Genomic DNA, 21,058 nt, shown 5'->3' on the forward strand with positions numbered 1-21,058 from the left:
ATGGAAAAAGAACAAAATAAAAACGATATTCTTTTACTTGTAAAAAATTTAAGAGTATCTTTTAAAGAAAAAAAACAAAAATTTATCAATATAGTACGTGGAGTAGATTTAAAAATTAAAAGAGGGGAAATTGTTGGACTTGTTGGTGAGTCAGGTTCGGGAAAAACAGTTACTTCAAAAGCTTTACTAGGAATCAATGAATTAGCTTTTACTAAAAGCGATAAAATGGAAATAGCGGGAATTGATATTTCTAAATTTAAAAAAGATAAAGAATGATTACAAATAAGAGGTAAAAAAATAGGTTACATTCCTCAAGATCCATTAACAGCATTAAATCCCACAAGAACTATCGGTAAACAACTGCTAGATGTTTTAGAAAAAGATGAAAGATTTAAAAACAAACAAGAAAAAATCGATTATTTAATTTCTTTATTAGAGTCTTTCGGAATAGCTAATGCAAAAGAAAGATTTAATGCTTATCCTCACACTTTAAGTGGTGGTCAAAAACAAAGAGTTGTAATAGCTATGGTAGTTGCTGCACAACCTGAATTAATTATCGCAGATGAGCCGACAACTGCGCTAGATCCTACCGTACAAGCTTCAGTTTTAGCTTTATTTAACGAAATTAGAGAAAAGTATAAAATCTCTTTAATATTTATTTCTCATAACATTTCAGTTATTGCTAAGTTTTGTGATTATATTTATGTTTTATATGCTGGGAAAGTTGTAGAAAGAGGAACTAGAAAAGATATTTTTACTGATCCAAGACACCCTTATACTTGAGCTTTAATTAGTGCAATTCCAGAAAATAAAAATCAAAAATTATATAACATAAAAGGAACACCACCAGATATGGCAAACTTACCAGCAGGAGATCCTTTTGCGCCTAGAAATGATTATGCTTTAGAAATTGACTTCGAAAAAGAACCACCTTTAATTGAAATTTCTCCTACACACGCAGCTGCAACATGATTATTACATCCTGAAGCACCTAAATTTGAATTAAGCGAACAGTTAAAAACAAGACTTAAATTATTTAGAGAGGTTTTTGAAAAAAATGAAAACAAATAAAGAAAAAACAATATTGGATGTTAAAAATCTTAAAAAATATTTTTACACTAAAAAAGGAATATTAAAAGCTGTTGATAATGTAAATTTCAAATTATTCGAGGGTGAAGTTTTAGGGTTAATCGGTGAGTCAGGTTCTGGTAAAACTACCGTGGGTAGATCTATTATTAGGTTATATGATAGATATAATGGACAAGTTACTTTAGAAAATAAAATTATTTCAGGTAAAAGAATTGGAAGAACTAAAGATAAGTTTATGAGAAAAAACATGCAGATGATTTTCCAAGATCCGCATGCTTCTTTAAATGGCCAAAAAAATGTATATTCTATCTTAAAAGAACCTTTAAAAGTTAATGGAATTATTAAAGAAAAATTAGTTGATATATTTACGGACTGAGAAAAAATTACTGAAAACTTTAAATATACTTTTTTAAGAAAGTACTTAGAGCAAAAATTAGATAATAAAAATAGTATCATAAATGAAGCTAATGAGTATTTTAAAGAATGAGAATACCATTTTGACGATTTTGATGATTTTGATAAAATGTCTGAATCAAACAGTGATGAAGATATTTTCAATGCATATTTTGCTTATTTAGCAAAAAGACAATTTCATGAATCTAAAGCAATAAATCAAATGTATAGAGGAGTTGCTAATCTTTATAATTTTTATTTTGAAAAACAAAAAGAATATAGAGATGGTAACTTAAGTTTTGATGAAAAAGAACTAAGAGAATCTAATTTAGCATTAAAAGAAATAGAAAGATACACTAAAAATTCTAGAAAAAATGTTTCAATTTTAGATAACATAAAGACAAAAGAAAAAGAACTAAGAGAATTTGCTCAAAAACAAAAAGAAGAGTTTATTAATTCTAAAAATTACATTAACAATTATATTTATGAGTTTAAAAGTGAATATCTTTTAAATAAAAATAGTGCAATTGCTGCAGAAAATTTTAAAGATTATTCTTTTTTCTATAAAAGAGCTATTGTAAATAAAATTACAAAAGATTTTTTAGAAAATAAAAAATCATTATTTGATTTTAGTTCAAATATTTTATATTGATTATCAGTAAAAGAAATAGATGAGTTTGTCAATTTATTTAATGACTTTAACATTAAAATTATTGAAAAATATGAAAACAAATTTTTAAAAATTAAAAATGATAATAATGAAGTGTGAAACTCTAAAAAAGAACTAGAATCTGAGTTTTTATCTGAATACGCTTCTTTAGATTTAGATAAATATTTTGATCTAGCAAATAGTAAAAAAATAGAATTTAACAATTATATCGAATCTCAAAAAACAGAAATTTTAAAATTAAAATCTCAAGTTTCTAAAGAAAAAGAAATTGATAAAGTTGATTTAATCAAATTTTCATTAATAAAAGCTATCCACAAAAAAAATCTGCATATTTTTGATCATGAATTAGCTAATTTTAAAAAAGAATTTGATATTTGAGAAGCAAATATTTTAGAAAAAATAGAAAGCAAAAAAATAGAAGTATCTAAAATTAGTGAAAAACAAAAAGTGTTAGACGCTAAATTCAAAGAAATTCATAATAAATTTTTAGCATGATTAACTAATAAACTTCAACAAAATGGTTTAAGTAAAAAGGAAATAAAACATCAATTAGATGGTTATAATCAAAAAATAAACGAAAAACTTGCGTTGTTTAAGTCTTTTAACTTAGAACTAAAAGTATTGGATAAAATTTATTATAGAGTTTTATATTTACTAGGTTTACATAAAGATCAAAATATATTTTTAACTAAACAAGTAGTTAAAAAAGTAATGTATGATGAAGCTATTTATAGCGCTTTAGAAGAGGTAGGTCTTTTAAGACAATTTGCTTATCGTTATCCTCACGAATTTTCAGGAGGACAAAGACAAAGAATAGTTATAGCTAGAGCTTTAATTAGTCAACCTAAAGTTATAATCGCTGATGAACCTATAGCATCTTTAGATATTTCTATCCAAGCGCAAATAGTTAATTTATTGAAAAATTTAGTTGAGAAAAAAGGAATTGGATTAATATTTATTGCGCACGATCTTTCAATGGTTGAATATATAGCTGATAACATTATAATTATGCATCTAGGAAAAATAGTAGAAAGAGGTAAAACAGAAGAAATTTATTCTAATCCAAAACACCCTTATACTATTAATCTATTTAAATCTATTCCTAAGATGTCAAACGCTCATGAACCTTTTGAAGCTTCTAATTTCGAATTAAATTACTTAAAAGAACAAAATTTTCTTAATCCAATTGAAGAAAAATTGGTTAACAATTCAAAAACTCATAAAGTTTATGGAACTAAAAATCAATTAGAAAAATGATTAAATAATAATGAAAAATAATTTTAGTTATTTTTGAAAAAATAAAATAATTAGAAAAATCAAAAAGCTTGATTTTATTTATTTAGCTATATGAACTATATTATTTACGATTTTATTTTTTCTTATGATTTTCTCTTTTAATAAAATTTCTTGGTATGATGCACTTTTTAACTTAGCTTTTTTGATATTAGCAATTACTATATTATCTTTAGTTATAAAATTTGGATTATTTGATATTTATTCAAGAAGCATAAAAAATTGAAATATTAAAAAAGAAAACAAGATATTAAAAGAAAATAGAATGCAACAAAAAGAATTAATTTCACCAGGAAAACAAACTGAAATAAGAAAAGAACAAACATATTTAAACATAATTATAGGTTTACTTGCTTTTATTATTTTATTTATAATAAGTGCACCATTTGTCTTTTCGTAATAGTTATAAAAAAAAGAAAAACAAAACAGAAATATTCTGTTTTGTCCCTGAATGCAAAATCAAGTGCACCACTATAATGTAAAATTAAAAAGTGGTTGCACTTGATTTTTTAAATAAAAAAACTACTCTATAAAAATTTAAGACAACATACTTTTTATTGAAAGGACCATATGAATTATAATACAACAAAGCATTATTCGCATTTAAATGCTGAAAAAGATTTTTAATAGAGAAATTGTTTTATAAAAATATTCAATTAGACAAATTGCTAATTTTCTTAATGTCAATCACTCAACAGTGTCAAGAGAATTAAAAAGAAATTCAAATTTTTACGGATTTTATGATCATTTAATAGCAAATGAAAAAGCCAAAATAAGACATAAACATAAAAGATTGTTTTTCTTTTCTCAAATGGATGATTATAAAGAATTTAGCAAACTTATTAAAGATAATTTTAACAAAGCAACATGCGGAATAAAAATGACTTACAACTTAATAAAAGAAGGTATTAAAAATATTAAAATCCCTTCGCTAAGGACTGTTTTTAATTGGATTAATACAGGAAAATGAGTATTAACTAATAAAGATAGATTAAGAAAGCACTATACAAAAGGCGGAAAAGAAAAAATAACGTTATTGAAAGACTTGTGCAGTCAAATTATGTATTTCCTATTTGAGCTAGACCAAAACATATTGATTTAAGAGAAACATTTGGGCATTGAGAGGGTGATTTAGTTATAGGTAAAAAATCCGCAGGGCATTCTAGTCTTTTAACTTTAGTGGAAAGAAAAAGTAGGTTGGGAATAATTGTAAAAGTTTCAAGTAAAAACCCTTTTTACATTAATAAAGTTCTTTATGAAAGAATAAATACACTAGAATTACCCGTTGAAAGTATTACTTTTGATAATGGAATTGAATTTAATGCGGTTGGAATATTAGCAAAAAATTAGGAATTAAAATTTATAAAACCGATAAATACGCTTCTTTTCAAAGAGGAACTAATGAAAATTTTAACGGACTTATAAGAAGAGTTTATAAAAAGGGACTGATTTTAATAAAGTCTCTCGAGAAGAAATATTAAATCTTGAAAAAGAATAAATTTTATGAATAGAGACATACTAGAAGGAAAATGCGCTTTTGACATATATGAAGAAGAAATAGAAAGATTAAATAAATATTAATTAAAACTATTAAAAATTACAAGATTATTACAAGAAAATAATGAAAGGGTCGAAAAATTTTGCCCCATAATTTTTATTAACTTCATTAATAAAAACCGCTTTACAAGCGGAATTAAAAGAAGGGGATATCCCCTTCACCCCTTAATAGTAAATAGGGGTATAAAATATTGTAAATTGTAGTACAATGTTTTTATAATAAAAACTACTGGTGCACTTCAATTTGCATTTTAGGACAAAACAGAAATATTCTGTTTTGTTTTATTATTTACTTTTATTTATGTAATTAATCAGCTCTTCTCTAGACATGTTTTCAAAATCAAAAATTTGTTTTTCCTTAGCGATGTTTTTTAAAGATTCCATATCTAAATCTTTGTATTCATCATCTATCTTTTGATTAAATACAGGTTTTAAAGTATTATTTTTTTCTTGAGCAAATTTCATAGTTTTCTTAAAAATGATGATGTCAAATATCAAAACTGATAAACTAAAAAATATAGCTATCTTTTGCCAAAAAAAAGAAGTCAAATTAATAGTTACTAATAATAGCGAAATTATTCAAAATATTAGAAATATTTTAAAAGAATTATCTTCCTTTTTAAGATTAAAAAGATTTCATATGTTTATAGCGGTAATAGAAATTTTTGTTATTGTAATAGTTGCTAAAATAATGTATATAATAATATAAAACACTTTAGTTAAAATTGTTGCAGTGTTTTCAATGCTTTTTAAATCATCATTACCATAATAAGAAAATGAAAAAAACAAAATTACTAAAATAATACCGAATATTAAACCAATAAAAAAAGGCAATATTGTTAATCAAAAATTTATTTTTGAGTATTTATAAACTTTTTTAATCTTATCTTGCATTATTATCCTTTTAAAATAATAGGTTAGTTTTTATATATTTAATTATTTATATTTTATTAATTATAATAAAAATTTATTAATTATCTTTATAAAATTTTATTATATAATTATTTTTATGAAAAAATTAGGAATTTTATTAGATTCTTTTGGTGGAATCTCACAAAAAATAATCGAAGAAAATGGTTTTAATATGGTTCCGCTACAGTTTAATATAGACGGAAAAGATTACATTGATAACGGAAAAGAGTTAACTAATTTAGAAATATCAGAACTAGTTAAAAACTCTTCTAGTGCAAGAACTTCCTTACCTGCACTAGGAACAATAGAACAAGTTTTAGAAAAAATGTCTAAAGAATATGAAAATGTAATTGTCTTTTTAACATCTTCAATTTTATCTTCAACTTATCAAACTGTATATGTAGAATCAAGAAAATATGGTGATAAATTTCATATAATTGATAATCATTTTTTCACAGATCAAGCTTTAGAACTAGGTAAATTTTTAGTAAAACAATCTAATGAAGGTATTAATATTTCAAAATTAGTAGAAGTTTCTAAAGAAGTAGCGAAAAAAAGTTTAAATTATTTAATTGTTAAAGATTTAACAAGCTTAATTAAAGGTGGTAGACTTAAGGGTATTAAGAAAATGATTCTAAATGGTTTAAAATTAATTCCTCTTTTAAAAGTTGATGAAGAAGGAATAAATTTTGGAGGAGTTAAAAGAACATTAAGAGGATCATATGAAAAAGTTTTTGAAAAATTACTTGATTTTATTGGAGGAAGAGAATTTTTAGAAAACTATGAATTTAAATTTATGTATGCTAATGATCCAGAAATGAAGGAAGAAATTGAAAAATTATTTAATAAAGAAAATTTATTATTAGAAAATATAACAATCGCTTCTGCTACAGTAATGATTCATACCGGTATAGGTTGTTCTTCTTTAGGTATTTGACCTAAACTTTCAAAATTAAAAATATAAAAATCAGATGTTGCTATAAAAGTAACACCTGATTCCTAAAATGCAAATTGAAGTGCACCAGTAGTTTTTATTATAAAAACATTGTACTACAATTTACAATATTTTATACCCCTTATTTACTATTAAAGGGGGAAGGGGATATCCCCCTTCTTTTAATTCCGCTTGTAAAGCGGTTTTTATTAATGAAGTTAATAAAAATTATGGGGCGAAATTTTTCGACCCTTTCATTATTTTCTTGTAATAATCTTGTAATTTTTAATAGTTTTAATTAATATTTGTTTAATTTTTCTATTTCTTCTTCATATATGTCAAAAGCGCATTTTCCTTCTAGTATGTCTCTATTCATAAAATTTATTCTTTTTCAAGATTTAATATTTCTTCTCTAGAAATTTTATTAAAGTCAGTTCCTTTCTTATAAACCCTTCTTATAATTCCGTTAAAATTTTCATTGGTTCCTCTTTGAAAAGAAGCGTATTTATCGGCTTTATAAATTTTAATTCCTAATTTTTTCGCTAATATTCCAACCGCATTAAATTCAATTCCATTATCAAAAGTAATACTTTCAACAGGTAATTCTAGTGTATTTATTCTTTCATAAAGCACTTTATTAATGTAAAAGGATTTTTACTTGATACTTTCACAATTATTCCTAATCTGCTTTTTCTCTCAACTAAAGTTAAAAGACTAGAATGGCCTGCGGATTTTTTACCTATAACTAAATCACCCTCTCAATGCCCAAATGTTTCTCTTAAATCAATGTGTTTAGGTCTAGCTCAAATAGGAAATACATACTTTGACTGCACAAGTCTTTCAATAACGTTATTTTTCTTTTTCCGCCTTTTGTATAGTGCTTTCTTAATCTATCTTTATTAGTTAATACTCATTTTCCTGTGTTAATCCAATTAAAAACAGTCCTTAGTGAAGGGATTTTAATGTTTTTAACACCTTCTTTTATTAGGTTGTAAGTCATTTTTATTCCGCATGTTGCTTTGTTAAAATTATCTTTAATAAGTTTGCTAAATTCTTTATAATCATCCATTTGAGAAAAGAAAAACAATCTTTTATGTTTATGTCTTATTTTAGCTTTTTCATTTGCTATTAAATGATCATAAAATCCGTAAAAATTTGAATTTCTTTTTAATTCTCTTGACACTGTTGAATGATTGATATTAAGAAAATTAGCAATTTGTCTAATTGAATATTTTTATAAAACAATTTCTCTATTAAAAATCTTTTTCAGCATTTAAATGCGAATAATGCTTTGTTGTATTATAATTCATATGATCCTTTCAATAAAAAGTATGTTGTCTTAAATTTTTATAGAGCTGTTTTTTTATTTAAAAAATCAAGTGCAACCACTTTTTAATTTTACATTATAGTGGTGCACTTGATTTTGCATTCAGGGATCAGATGTTGCTATAAAAGTAACACCTGATTTTTTTATTTAAATATTATATTTGTTTTTATTTTATTTTCTTTTTTCTTTGCTTGGTAAAGTTTTATAAATCATAAAGTAGGAATTACAAAAAATGTAGAAATAATAATTAAAAAAATTCTTAATATTATTCAATAACCGGTTAATTTATATGTTATTAAAACAATAAATAAACAAATCATAAACGGAAAATTGAATATTAAAAAATTTATTTTTATTACTTTTAAATATATAAAAGTAGTGATTAATATTGAACTTAAAAAAAGATATGATAAACAAATTAAAATAAAGTATTCAAATTTTATTATTTCTTTTTTATAAATTTCAGGAGATAAAAATATATAGACTAATATAGCGGGAATTATAACCAATAAAATTGTGAAAAATCAATTTGGTAATTTAGTTATTCTCATTATTTTTTGTAGTGCATTTTATGAATCATTTTCGCAATAAAATTATCCATTTTTTCGGTGTTAGATTCTTTTTTACCATATTCTCTATAAGTTATAGTTTGATTTTGTACTTCTTCATCACCAATTATTATTTGGTATTTAGATTTTTGTATTTGAGCTTCTCTAATTTTTTTATTAATTCTTTCATTTCTATCATCAAGTTCTACATTGAAGTTTAAAAATAGTAATTTTTCTTTTATTTTTTGCGCATATGCTAAGTGTTTACTATTTTCGATAGGTATAATTAAAAATTGTTTTGGGCTAACTCAAAAAGGTAAATTCCCTTTTGTTTGTTCTAATAAAATAGAAATAAATCTTTCATAGGTTCCGATTAAACCTCTATGAATTAACACGGGAGTTTCTTTTTCGTTATTTTTGTTTATAAAGCTAATTTCAAATTTTTCAGGGAGTAAAAAGTCTAATTGCAGTGTGGACATAGTTATTTCATGATTTAAAACTGTTTTAACTTGAAAATCTATTTTTGGTCCATAAAAAGCAGCTTCTCCAATTTTTTCTTCGTATTCGATTCCAAGTTCTCTTAAAACAGCTTCTAAGTCTTTTTCTGCTTTATCTCACATTTCATCATTATCGTAAAATTTATCTTTATTTTCAGGATCTCTTTTGGAAAACGAAACATAATCTAATTGAATATCAAACATACTTAATGTTTCTAAAATCATTTTATAAAGATGTTTAAATTCCTCTACAATTTGATTTTTTCTAACAAAAACATGACCTTCAGTTAAATCCATTCCTCTAACTCTTTCTAAACCAGTTAGAGCGCCAGATTTTTCATATCTATAAAGTCTAGATTGTTCAGAATAACGGATTGGTAATTCTTTATAACTTCTTTTTTGTTTATCAAATAAAATTATATGGTGAGGACAAGTCATAGGACGCGCAATTAGTCTTTCATTTTCAATTTCAATAGGTTTAAACATATCATCTTTATAATGTTCTAAATGTCCTGAAATTTTATATAGTTCTTCTGCCCCAAAATGTGGAGTTAAAACTTCTTTAAAACCATACTTTTTGTCAAAATATAAAACTCTATCTCTTATAGCGTTCCTTATTTTCATCCCATCTTCTAATCATATAGGTAAACCTTGTCCTGAAAGATGTGAAAAAGTAAAAATATTTAATTCTTTTCCTATTTTTCTATGATCTCTTTCCTTTCTTTCTTTTAGAATTTGTAAAAATTCTTCTAAATCTTCTTTTGTTTCTCAAGCGGTTCCGTATATTCTAGTTAATTGTTCATTATCACTATTACCTCTTCAATAAGCTCCAGCAATAGATAACAATTTAAAGTGTTTAATTTTAGAAGTAGAATTTTCATGACCACCTGAACAAAGATCTTCAAAAAGAATTTTGTGATTAGAAGGATTTATTAAGGAATAGAAAGTTGCTTCTTCTCCTTTTTGAATAATTTCTTTATATAATTCTTCTTTAAAGGGTTTATCGCTAAAATCATAATTTTCCCCAGAAGTTTTTTGCATTATATATCCACCAGAAGCTAAAGACTTCATTTTTCTTTCAATTTTAACTAATTCTTCATCACTTAAAGGCTTTTTAAATTTAAAGTCATAATAAAAACCTTCTTGTGTGGCAGGCCCAAATCCTAATTGCACATCTGGGAATAATTCAATTACAGCAGCAGCTAATAGATGGCTTGTTGTGTGGTTTAGTTCTTTATTAAATTTCATTTTATAGACCCATTCTTTCTTTTAAGTATTTAACAGTTTGAGAGGCAACTGATTTTGCCTTGTTTTTACCTAAATTTGCTCATTTATCAATATTGTTTTTTTCTAAGTTAAATTTTTCTTGTAAATTAATTAAAAATTCTTTTACTGTTAAAGCAACTTCTTCTTTAAATTCTTTATAATTATTATTTTTAAATTTTTCTTCAGCTTCTTTTAAATCAATATCTTTTAAAGAAGCGTATATAGTTAATAAATTAAGTATTCCTGGTTTATTTTCTGAAATATATACTTTATTTTCAGAATCAGTAACAGATTTCATAATTTTTTTATATGCTACTTCAGGATCATCTAATAAAAATATTGAATCATTAATATTAGTATTTGATTTAGACATTTTTTTAGTAGGATCTTGTAATCCCATAATTTTTGCTCCTACTTTAGGTAAAAAAGCTTCAGGAATATTAAATTTTGTTTTGTATTTATTATTTAGTCTTTCGGCTATATTTCTAGTTAATTCTAAATGTTGTATTTGATCAATTCCGACAGGAACTACTTCAGGATTATATAGCAATATATCTGCAGCCATTAATGTTGGATAAATTAATAAACCTGTTGGTATATGGACTGTTCCATTATCAGATTTAACCTTAATACTTTTATCTTTAAATTGCGTCATTCTAGATAATTCACCCATTGTAGTATTTACTAAAATTAATCAATTCATCACAGAGTGTTCTTCAACATCTGATTGAAAAAAAATTGTATTTTTTTCAGGATCAATTCCACAAGCCAAATACAGAGCAAAAACTTCTTTTCTATTTTTTTGCAATTCAGTCTTTGAAATTGGAAGAGTAATTGTGTGTAAATCAGCTATAAAGATAAACATTTCATATTCATTTTGTAATTTTAAAGTATTTTTAATAGCTCCTATGTAATTACCTAATGTAATTTTTCCTGTAGCTTGTATCCCGGTAACTAGCCTTTTTTTCATAATTTAAAATTATATAATAAATACAATAATATATCAATATTCTTTTGTTTAAAATAAAATGAAATATTTTTAAAACCAAAAGAAAATATTTCTATTTTAAATTTATATAAGTATAAGTACTATTAATCATAAGATTTTAACCAAAATTTTATATAATTTAGTTATGAAAATAGATTTAACTCACTTGATATATATATATATATATATAATTAGCAACAATTCCATTAATAAAAACAAAACTATAAAGGATTTCTTTATTAAAAGAAATATTTTTTCATGTCTAAATTTGAAAAAACTATAAATATTTTAGAAACTTTTTCTGGAATTGGTGCACAACATAAAGCTATCAAAAAAATAAATAAAAAAGAAAAAATTTTTAAGATTGTGGCCACCGCTGATTGAGATGCAAGAGCTAATATTTCTTACTCAGCAATACACAATGATTTAGAAAATAAGCGCGAAAAAATATTAGAAAAAAATTCGCTTATAAAAAGTAAAGATATTGATGAATTTTTATCTAAGTATACATTTTCATTAAATTCTAAAGTTCCTTCAAAAATAATAAATAAAGATTTGGAGTTTAAAAAATATTTAGCAGCTTCAGTTTTACTTTCTAATAATCAAGTTGATATCAATAAATTAGACCCAAAAATACTTGCGGAAGAAAAAATAGATTTAATAACTTACTCTTTCCCGTGTCAAGGTTTGTCAGTAGCCAACATGGGGCGAGCAAAAGGTATAAACAATAAGGAATCAACTTCTTCTTTAATTTGGCAAATATATAGAATTTTGAGTAACGCACAAAGAAAACCTAAATATTTAATTATGGAAAATGTAAAAAACTTATTATCGAAAAAATTTAAACCAGAATATAAAAAATGATTATTAGTATTACAAAAATTAGGTTATAAAACTTTTACTACAACTATAAACGGAATTGATACAGGGTCTATCCAAAAAAGAGAAAGAGTTTTTGCCTTGAGTGTAAAGAAAGAAATTTATACACCATTTTATAACGATGAAACATTCAGAAAGTATATAGATGATATTAGTAAAAAGAAAAAGCTAACTAATAAAAAAATGAAAAAATATTTTGAAAATGTATTTAATTTTGATCTTAATAATAAAGAAAATATCGAAGCATTAATAAACGATACGCCCTCGAGACAAAAAATGATAAAAAATCAAAAAATAATTAATCAATCTACTAATTTTATTATTAATACAGTTACAACAAAGCAAGATAGAATTCCCTGCGTAGGAATAATAGAGCATCCTAATAGCGTAAAAAATAAATTGAACTATCGATTCATAACACCAAGAGAGGCATACAAGTTAATGGGCTTTAGTGATAAAGACTTTGATAATATTTTACCTTTATATCAAAAAGGAATTTTAACTAAAGAATCCCTTTATAGACAAGCGGGTAATTCGATTTTAGTAGATGCAATAGAAAATATTTTTCAAGCAGTTTATGACATAGAAAAGATTGGAGAAAAGAATGAATAAATCATTAGATAAATGACAAGAAAACTTAAAAGCTATAGGTTGTATTGAATGAACTATAGGTACAGACGTTTATTCGTATTTAAAGAAAAGTATTTTTAGATGGTTTGATAGAATTGATTATGAAGATCACATAGTATATAAAGATTATGAAAAAGATAATGAAAATAAAAAGAAAATTTATTTTATAACTAAACCTGATATAGTTTTCTATGATTCGTCCAAATTGTATCAAAGTTATTCAACTATAAGACAATTACTAGATGTTTTAAATTCGCTTTCAATTCTTGAAAAAAATCAGGATAAAATTTCAATTACTAAAGAATTATTTAGTCAGGAATATAAAGAGTACGATATTGAATACATATTACCAAGATTTATTATAAAAAATTTAGAAACCTCTTTAAATAAATTTATAATTGAAAAATTAAAAAATATTTCATTTAATAACGATTGAAAAAATGAAGATTTAAATTTCACAAAATTTTGATGAAATGTTTTAATTGAATTGGATAAAACCGAAGTTTTAGATGGGAAACTTAAAGGATTTTTCCCTTTTATAGCAAAAGCTAAGAAAAACTTTTATTTTAATAATTTTGTAAAAGAAATAATTATAAATAACATTAATCAATATGATGAATTAAAAAAAGAAGTAGCAATAGTATTTGAAAACTTTTTTACAAAAGTTAAAGAAATAACAGGTTTGTATAATACACAGTGAAAAAAATATATAATATTTCCAAAAGATTTTAATAACTTAGACATTGATAACTATGATAGAGAAAATCTTTTGGATAAAAAAATAAAAGAACATGATAGTAATAACTTTTTCGTAATAAAATCCAACATATTAGATATTTTTACATCAAGAGATTTAAAATATGATTTACCTCTGTTTCAAAGAACATATTCATGAGATTCCAACATTATTATAGGTTTATTTGAAACTATATTTAGTGATTATAAAAATTCCTTTTCTTATCAAAATTATACTTTATTAAATAACATTATTTTAGGTCAATATAAAACTCAACAAATTATAATTGACGGACAACAAAGAATTACATCAATAATATTAATTTTAATTTCTCTTTTTCGTTTAGCGAATCATAAAGAAGATAAAATGTCTATTAACATTTTAAAATATCCTTTAAAAAAAGTAGAAAGTATGATTAAAAATTTCACAAATTCGGATAAAAATTATTTAGTTCTCAAATATATTTTTAATGGAAATGAAACAAGTATTACGAATTTTTCTGAAGACATCGAGAAATCTTTTCATATTGTTAAACAAACCAGATTTATAAAGAACTCCGATGAAATTTATAATCTTGTAACTAAAAAATTTTTAGAAGATAACGAATCATTATACGGTTTTGTTACTTATTTATTAGAAAATGTTTTTTTAATAATTACTTATATACCTAATTTAGATAATAAAAAAGTGACAAAAATATTTCAAAATATTAACCAATACAGTAAAAAATTAGGAGTTTTGGATTTAATAAGAAATAAACTTTATGAAAAATATTCTCATATGAATAGGGTATATTATATTATTGAAAGATTCAATGAAACAATTAATTTATTTTTTAGAAAAAAAATGAAAGCAGATAAAGATGAAGATTTAAAACTTTTTTTAAATTTTCTTGAAAATATTTTAATTAAAAATAAGAAAATCAATGAAATTGACTACATTGATAATAATTATCATGACTCTATTTCTAATTCATTTGAAAAATTTAATTTGCTTTTTAATATTTATGATGAAAACAAAAATGAAAATATTTTATTAAACTTTTGAAAAGATATATTAGAGTTTGAATATGCAAAAACAGGTTATATAAATAATTGTATAGAAATATTAAAAAATACTAAATATATTCAAGATGATATTAAAACAGTCACTGAAGAGTTTAAAAATAAAATTGACGATTATAAAATTGTAAACTTTCAAATATTTCATATTGCTCACGGAGGAAGTAAAACGGTTTTCATACAGTTAATTCTTATTTTAATGGAATCATTAAATTTATTTAGACAACCAGACAATAAAATATCTGAAAAACAAATGATTTTGTTTAGTAAATATTTAGCATATATTGAAAGATTTTCTGCTTTATGGAAAATTAAATTTTTAGGTCAATCATTAACTCAACCAATTAGAAATATCATCAAGAAGAACTTTATTAACTCTGGTAAATTACTTGAACCAAAAGAATTAGGTAAAAAATTAGAAGAGATGATAAAAGAGATTCAGGCGATGACTGAAGGGGAAAAAGTAACAGAGTTATATGAAAATTTAACAACTAGCTTTATTAACATTAAAAACAATGAAGATTCCAATTATGAAGAACAAAATATTTTATACAAAATCATATTGGGAAAAGTATTTTATTCATTAAAAATCAAAGATAAAAAAAATCCTATGTTTTTTGGAGGATATAGTTCTGAAGAACAAAAATCATTAATACTAGACTATTTACCATACAGCTACGAACATTCACTCCCAAGAAATATGAAAAAAGAAGATAAAGAAAAATTAACTGATATTAATGTAAATGAAGAAGAAATTCAAAGTGTTATAAAACAAATAGGAAATGGATGTCTTCTTCTTAAAAAAGATAATAGTAAAGTAGGAAATAAAACAAGAAAAAATTATACTAATATAGGTGTTGAAAATGACACAACAAAAGAAATAAAAGATTTAACATTTAGATATATTGATTTTGAAAATACTAAGAATAAAATTGTTTTTAGTAATGAATATATTTCCATACCAAAAATAATTCCGTTTGAGTTCAAAAGTTATGAAGAATTTCTAAATTTTAGAAAACATATATCCGCAAGATCTGAAAGCATCATAAAAGCCTATGTTTCTATACTTTTTTATGATTTTTTAGAAGACTAATGAAATATATAACAGTAAATAAAAGTTCTAAATATTTTTAGAATTTTTTTATTTTTTGCAATAGTATAGATAATAAGGGGACTGGGTTTGTATTTATTTAAAAATAGTAATATAATTTTATATATAATAATAACTTTAATATCAACAAAATAAAGGATTTTTATGAAAAAAACAAAAAATAAAATTATCTCAATTATTGGATTAAGCTCTATATTTTTTAGTTCTATTTCTTGCTCAAATATTGTAGCTATTAATACAAAAGATTCAGATTCAAAAGAATCACAAAAAGATAATAGCGCAGCGACAACCGAAAATAACCCTAACACATCTTTAAATAATGTTGTTGATACAAAGGAAAACAAAGTTGAAAAAAACGAAAATACTTCTTCTCCAAACAATATAGAATTAGAATTAAAAAGTAATAATGCACTACTAGTTGCACAAGATAATTTTAATTTTATAAAAAATAGAGTAACTTACTTTGAAGAAATAAAATTAAATGTTCCATACTTTTTCTTTTTCCAAAAAAGACAAGGTGCAGAAGATTTAGCAAATCCTGATGAATCTACTAAGCTTGATGATATAAAAATGTATATAGAAAAATTGGGGACAATTACAAAAGATAATTTTAATAGTAATGATTATACAGAATTAGTCAGCTTATTTGATAACGTGGATAACCAGGTTACTAAATATGATGATGCAAACGAAAAAGCTACTGTTCTATTTCAATCCACTCCTAATGATGAAGAAATAAGTCAAGAATTAGTGAAACAAATAGAATCACTCCAAACAAGACAATATTTTATGGAAAAATATAATACAAAAGAAAATGTTGTAAATATTTCAAAAGCATATAATGCATATTGAAATATAATTTCTAAAAATTATTACAAATATCCTTACTTATCCATTGGTTCTTCAGCGACAGTTAATTTTAAAGAAAAAAATAATAATTTATTTACTTTTTCAGCTTCTTCCAATAAACTATCTGATGAAGCAAAAAAAGCAATGGCAAATTATGTTGATGAAGCAATTTCTTTACTTAGTGAAAATATGAGTGTTTATGAAAAAGTATTTGTCCTTACAAGGTTTGTTGATGATAAACTAAATTATTTTTTCCAATCAGAAGGATTAAATGATGCTTATATAAACTTTAGAGGTGTATGTAAAGAATATGTAGAACAAGCTGCGATATTATATTCTATAGCAGGATTGGATTTTAGAGTTTTAACAGGTGAACAACATATTTGATTTACATTTAAAAATGAAGAAAATAAATGATTTATAGTGGATCCAACTCACTTAGATCCAAGTCAAGTAGATTTTGATTATCCACCAGTTTTTCAAGGAAGTGCAAAACTTATATCAAGATTTAACAAAATGTTCAAATATGAAAGACATTTAAAATGAGACGACAAAATAAACGGATTAGATACAAGTTTATTAGATGAAGTTAATAATAACATAACCAAAGAAGAAAGTGAATCAATTTTTAACAATTTTATTGATGCTAACACAGAGTCAGATTATCATTTTTACAAAGGGAAAGTTTATCTTGTAAAAGAAGGTAAATTAGTTTGATTCGATACAAAAAACAAGCAAAAAAATGTAATGGCCATTAGCGAATCAAATTTTGAAAATAATAATCTTCAAAATTTAATAATTAGTTATAAAAACTTTGTTTATGTAATAAAAAATGAAAATAACAGCCAAAAACTTTATTCATATAATATTCAAAATAATACATTTACATTTCTAAAAACACTAGATTCTAAAGTAACTAATTTAGAGTATTTATACAAAAATGGAAACATTGAAGTAAGAGCTGATAATAATTTCACATTTGAAATAAAATTACCTGAAGAATCTATTGACAACATGAACTCCTATCAATTAAAACTGAAATTGAAATCTTATTTTGTAAAATTTGGTTTATTTTTTACATCAGAAGATTCAAATTACAACCATATTAAAGAAAAAATGCATTCCTTAGAATTAGAAAGTGATTTAAATACAGAATCAAATAAAGATATATTAAAAGAAATTTCGCAATTAATTGATAACAAAGCTAGTGCATAATGATAAGTATTTAATTTATAAAAATTAACAAAGTAACTATAAGATTTGTTTATAGTTATTTTTTTATATTAAAATTTGGGTATTTACTTTTTTAGTTGTTTAAAGACATCCTACAAAGGAATAAAAGAAAAAATGCTATAATTTATAATTATTTATTATATATATAATTTATTGAGGTAAAAATGGTTGAAGAGTTAAGAGATCAAATCTTAGAAAAAATTTCATTAATTCCTGGTGTTTATGGTTTTTGCAACATTAATGCTAGCGATGATGCAAAGCCTATTTCTTTGAAGAAAGAAAATTGAGGAAATTCTATTGTAATAGTGAGAGGAATTAATGGTTTAAAAATTAATTTATCAATAATTTTACTTTTTTCAGTAAATGTTAAAACAATAGTTCAAGAAATAAAATCTTTACTTGAATATTTTCTATCCAAAAATAAACTGAAACTAGAAACACTGAATGTTCTTATAAAGGGGATCAAATTATAATGAAAATTTTAAATGGTGATTTATATGCTAAGATGCTAATTTCAGGTTCTAATAACTTGAATAATTTTAAAGAAAAAATCAATGCTTTAAATGTATTTCCTGTTCCAGATGGTGATACAGGGAGCAATATGGCTACAACTATTTCATCTGGAGTTAAGAATATTTTTGATTTAAAAACAACTAGAATTGATGAAATATCACAAAAAATTTCTAGAAACATGCTATTAGGAGCTAGGGGAAATTCTGGTGTTATTGTGTCTCAAATTTTTAGAGGTTTTGCAGAATATTTTGCTAATAAAAATGAAATAAATAGTTTTGAATTAGTAGAAGGTTTTCGTAGCGCTACATCAAGAGCGTATTCATCGGTTTTAAAACCTGTTGAAGGTACTATTCTAACCGTTATTAGAGAAGTTACAGAAAAATTAGAAAAAACTATAACACCTTCTTCTAAAGTAAGTGAAATTTTTAAAATTGCAATGGAACAAGCGAAGATAAGTTGTAATAATACTAGAAATTTACTACCAGTTTTAAAAGAAGTGGGTGTAAATGATTCTGGTGGGGAAGGTTTCTATTTAATTTTAGAAGGAATGTATAAATACACTATTGGTGAGGCTGTTGAATTAAGTGATGAACAAGTGAATATATCAGATTTTGTTAGCGATACCGAAGTGTATGAAGGTGAATTTGGATATTGTACAGAATTTATAATTGAGTTAAAAGATGTTAAAGCCTTTTCTAAAGATAAATTAGTTAATGAAGTAAGTAAAATTGCTAATTCTTTAGTTGTTGTTCAAGATGAGGATTGAGTTAAAATCCATGGTCATGTTTTAAAACCTGGAACTTTATTAAATGCTGCTCAAAAATATGGTGAATTTATAAAAATTAAGTCAGAAAATATGACATTACAAGCAAACGAATCCAAGAATATAGCTAATGAATCAAAAACTAATGATAAAAAACTTAAATCAGGAATTGTTTCTTGTAATACAGGTCAAGGAATTATTAATGTTATGAAAGAGAGTGGAGCACACTTTATAGTAGAAGGTGGTCAAACTAACAACCCTTCAACAAATGATATAATTCAGGCAATTAATTCAGTTAACGCTGAAACAGTTTTTATTTTACCAAATAATTCAAATATCATTTTAAGTGCTCAACAAGCAGTTCAAACAATAACAGATAAAAAAGTTATTATTATTCCAACAAAAACACAAATTCAAGGTATTAGTGCTATTTATAATTTTAATGAGGAATCTGATTGAGAAGATAATAAAGACTTAATGGAAGATGCGATAAAAAGTGTAAGTACTGGAGAAGTTACAATAGCAAGTAGAAATACAACAATGAATAATGTAAAAATAAAAGAAGGAGACTTCTTATGTATAGCAAATAATAAAATTATTAAAACTGCTAAAAATTATAATGATGCAGCAAAAATTGTAATAGAACACTTAATAAAAAGTAGTACAGAAATAGTTACCATTTATTACGGTGGAGAAATAGGCGAAACAGATGCTGAAGAAGTAGCTAATTATATAGAATCTAGATATGATGTAGAAGTTGAAGTAAAAAGTGGACAGCAAAAAATTTACCACTACTTAATAGGGGTTGAATAATGAAAACAATAGCTTTTGATTTAATGGGATCTGACGGCAAAATAAGTGAAAGTATCGCTGCTATAAATGAATTTTTAACTAAAAATCAGGACTATAAAATTTTCTTAGTTGGAGATAAACTGGAAATTGAAAAATATTTAAACCCTCAATTTATTAATGAAAATAAAGTTGAAATATTAAATGAAACTAGAGTTGCAAAAGCAAATGAAAACAATATTAGAGAAATTTCTAAACAAACCACTTCTATGTCTATAGCATTAGATTTAGTATCTGACAACAAGGCTTCTGCAATTTTATCTGCTGGTGATTCTGGGACTTATCTAGGATTAGCAACACTTAAGATTAAAAGATTAAATAATGTATCTAGAGCAGCTTTTATGCCCATGATTCCTACTTTAAAAGAAAATAAATTTTTTCTTTTACTGGATGCAGGGGCTAATTTAGTAGTAAAACCCGAGTATTTTGATCAATGAGCAATAATTTCTTCAACATTTTATAAAAATCTTTTTAACATTGATAATCCTACAGTTGGTTTAGTAAATATTGGTACAGAAGAATATAAAGGTTTTGACTATCATACAGAAGCTAATTTATTACTTAAAGAAAATAAAAATATAAATTATAAAGGTTTTATTGAAACAAGAGATCTTTTAAAGGGAGAAATTGACATAGTTTTAGCTGATGGTTATGCAGGTAATATAACACTTAAAACTATGGAAGGAACAGTTTTAAACTTTTCTAAATTATTAAAAGAAAAATTAACTAAAAAAATTATTAGAAAAATTTTATCCCTTTTATTAAAACCGGCTTTTAAAGAAGTTAAAGAAAGATTAGATTATAGGAATATAGGAGCAGCTTGAGTTATAGGACTAAACGGTATTGTAATAAAATCACATGGATCTTCTGATAAAAAAGCCTATTTAGGAGCCCTAAATCAAATTAAACTCGCAATAGAAAGCGATATTTTAAATAAGACTAAAAAGGCCTTAGAATAGC

Annotated in this window: 18 protein-coding genes; 12 read left to right on the forward strand and 6 right to left on the reverse strand. The window is 24.0% G+C overall.

Going from position 1 to position 21,058, the window contains the following annotated elements; translation table 4 throughout:
- The 5 genes from NX772_RS00940 to NX772_RS00960 all read left to right on the forward strand — a co-directional run bounded on the left by NX772_RS00940 (position 1) and on the right by NX772_RS00960 (position 4,795).
- A complete protein-coding gene (locus tag NX772_RS00940; protein ID WP_027123445.1) occupies positions 1 to 1,071 on the forward strand; it encodes an ABC transporter ATP-binding protein in 1,071 nt (356 codons plus the stop codon).
- On the forward strand, positions 1,058 to 3,430 hold the full coding sequence (locus tag NX772_RS00945) for an ATP-binding cassette domain-containing protein (RefSeq protein WP_027123446.1): 2,373 nt from the start codon (positions 1,058 to 1,060) through the stop codon (positions 3,428 to 3,430). The genes NX772_RS00940 and NX772_RS00945 overlap by 14 nt, the downstream gene beginning before the upstream one ends.
- Positions 3,420 to 3,845 (forward strand): DUF3899 domain-containing protein, encoded by a 426-nt coding sequence (locus NX772_RS00950; protein ID WP_027123447.1) that lies wholly within the window; start codon positions 3,420 to 3,422, stop codon positions 3,843 to 3,845. The genes NX772_RS00945 and NX772_RS00950 overlap by 11 nt, the downstream gene beginning before the upstream one ends.
- Positions 3,846 to 4,142: 297 nt before the next feature.
- The gene (locus NX772_RS00955; RefSeq protein WP_465223505.1) at positions 4,143 to 4,547 is read left to right on the forward strand and encodes a hypothetical protein; all 405 of its coding nucleotides are present in this window, start codon (positions 4,143 to 4,145) and stop codon (positions 4,545 to 4,547) included.
- Entirely contained in the window at positions 4,493 to 4,795 is a 303-nt protein-coding gene (locus NX772_RS00960; protein ID WP_259429385.1) for an IS30 family transposase, read from the forward strand. Before NX772_RS00955 ends, NX772_RS00960 begins: the two co-directional genes overlap by 55 nt.
- A 492-nt stretch (positions 4,796 to 5,287) precedes the next feature.
- Here NX772_RS00960 and NX772_RS00965 read toward each other — a convergent pair whose 3' ends face one another.
- On the reverse strand, positions 5,288 to 5,896 hold the full coding sequence (locus NX772_RS00965) for a hypothetical protein (RefSeq protein ID WP_027123579.1): 609 nt from the start codon (positions 5,894 to 5,896) through the stop codon (positions 5,288 to 5,290).
- A gap of 115 nt (positions 5,897 to 6,011) precedes the next feature.
- Here NX772_RS00965 and NX772_RS00970 point away from each other — a divergent pair, with 115 nt between their 5' ends.
- Positions 6,012 to 6,878, forward strand: a complete 867-nt coding sequence (locus tag NX772_RS00970; protein ID WP_027123580.1) for a DegV family protein — start codon at positions 6,012 to 6,014, stop codon at positions 6,876 to 6,878.
- A 351-nt stretch (positions 6,879 to 7,229) separates the two neighbouring features.
- Here NX772_RS00970 and NX772_RS00975 read toward each other — a convergent pair whose 3' ends face one another.
- From NX772_RS00975 to trpS, 5 genes are all read right to left on the reverse strand, one after another.
- Complete coding sequence (locus NX772_RS00975) at positions 7,230 to 7,481, reverse strand: IS30 family transposase (protein WP_259429386.1); 252 nt, start codon at positions 7,479 to 7,481, stop codon at positions 7,230 to 7,232.
- Positions 7,463 to 7,681, reverse strand: a complete 219-nt coding sequence (locus NX772_RS00980; protein ID WP_259429387.1) for a hypothetical protein — start codon at positions 7,679 to 7,681, stop codon at positions 7,463 to 7,465. The genes NX772_RS00975 and NX772_RS00980 overlap by 19 nt, the downstream gene beginning before the upstream one ends.
- Positions 7,627 to 8,031 carry a hypothetical protein gene (locus tag NX772_RS00985; RefSeq protein ID WP_465223506.1) on the reverse strand — a complete coding sequence of 135 codons (405 nt, stop codon included), beginning with the start codon at positions 8,029 to 8,031 and terminating at the stop codon, positions 7,627 to 7,629. The genes NX772_RS00980 and NX772_RS00985 overlap by 55 nt, the downstream gene beginning before the upstream one ends.
- Positions 8,032 to 8,725: 694 nt before the next feature.
- Positions 8,726 to 10,468, reverse strand: coding sequence for a threonine--tRNA ligase (thrS, locus tag NX772_RS00990; protein WP_027123262.1), 1,743 nt, complete (start codon positions 10,466 to 10,468; stop codon positions 8,726 to 8,728).
- Position 10,469: 1 nt separating this feature from the next.
- A complete protein-coding gene (gene trpS, locus NX772_RS00995) occupies positions 10,470 to 11,456 on the reverse strand; it encodes a tryptophan--tRNA ligase (protein ID WP_027123261.1) in 987 nt (328 codons plus the stop codon).
- 276 nt (positions 11,457 to 11,732) lie between these two features.
- Here trpS and NX772_RS01000 point away from each other — a divergent pair, with 276 nt between their 5' ends.
- The 6 genes from NX772_RS01000 to plsX all read left to right on the forward strand — a co-directional run bounded on the left by NX772_RS01000 (position 11,733) and on the right by plsX (position 21,057).
- Positions 11,733 to 12,965, forward strand: a complete 1,233-nt coding sequence (locus NX772_RS01000) for a DNA cytosine methyltransferase (RefSeq protein ID WP_027123260.1) — start codon at positions 11,733 to 11,735, stop codon at positions 12,963 to 12,965.
- The gene (locus NX772_RS01005) at positions 12,958 to 15,873 is read left to right on the forward strand and encodes a DUF262 domain-containing protein (RefSeq protein ID WP_027123259.1); all 2,916 of its coding nucleotides are present in this window, start codon (positions 12,958 to 12,960) and stop codon (positions 15,871 to 15,873) included. Before NX772_RS01000 ends, NX772_RS01005 begins: the two co-directional genes overlap by 8 nt.
- 162 nt (positions 15,874 to 16,035) lie before the next feature.
- Positions 16,036 to 17,955: a hypothetical protein gene (locus NX772_RS01010; RefSeq protein ID WP_027123258.1), complete on the forward strand. Its 1,920-nt coding sequence runs from the start codon at positions 16,036 to 16,038 to the stop codon at positions 17,953 to 17,955.
- 182 nt (positions 17,956 to 18,137) lie between these two features.
- A complete protein-coding gene (locus NX772_RS01015; protein ID WP_027123257.1) occupies positions 18,138 to 18,446 on the forward strand; it encodes a hypothetical protein in 309 nt (102 codons plus the stop codon).
- On the forward strand, positions 18,446 to 20,062 hold the full coding sequence (locus NX772_RS01020; protein WP_084477569.1) for a DAK2 domain-containing protein: 1,617 nt from the start codon (positions 18,446 to 18,448) through the stop codon (positions 20,060 to 20,062). Before NX772_RS01015 ends, NX772_RS01020 begins: the two co-directional genes overlap by 1 nt.
- Entirely contained in the window at positions 20,062 to 21,057 is a 996-nt protein-coding gene (gene plsX / locus NX772_RS01025) for a phosphate acyltransferase PlsX (RefSeq protein ID WP_027123255.1), read from the forward strand. Before NX772_RS01020 ends, plsX begins: the two co-directional genes overlap by 1 nt.
- Position 21,058: the final 1 nt, after the last annotated feature.

Source organism: Mesomycoplasma molare, assembly GCF_024918955.1.
Lineage (GTDB): Bacteria > Bacillota_I > Bacilli_A > Mycoplasmatales > Metamycoplasmataceae > Mesomycoplasma_A > Mesomycoplasma_A molare.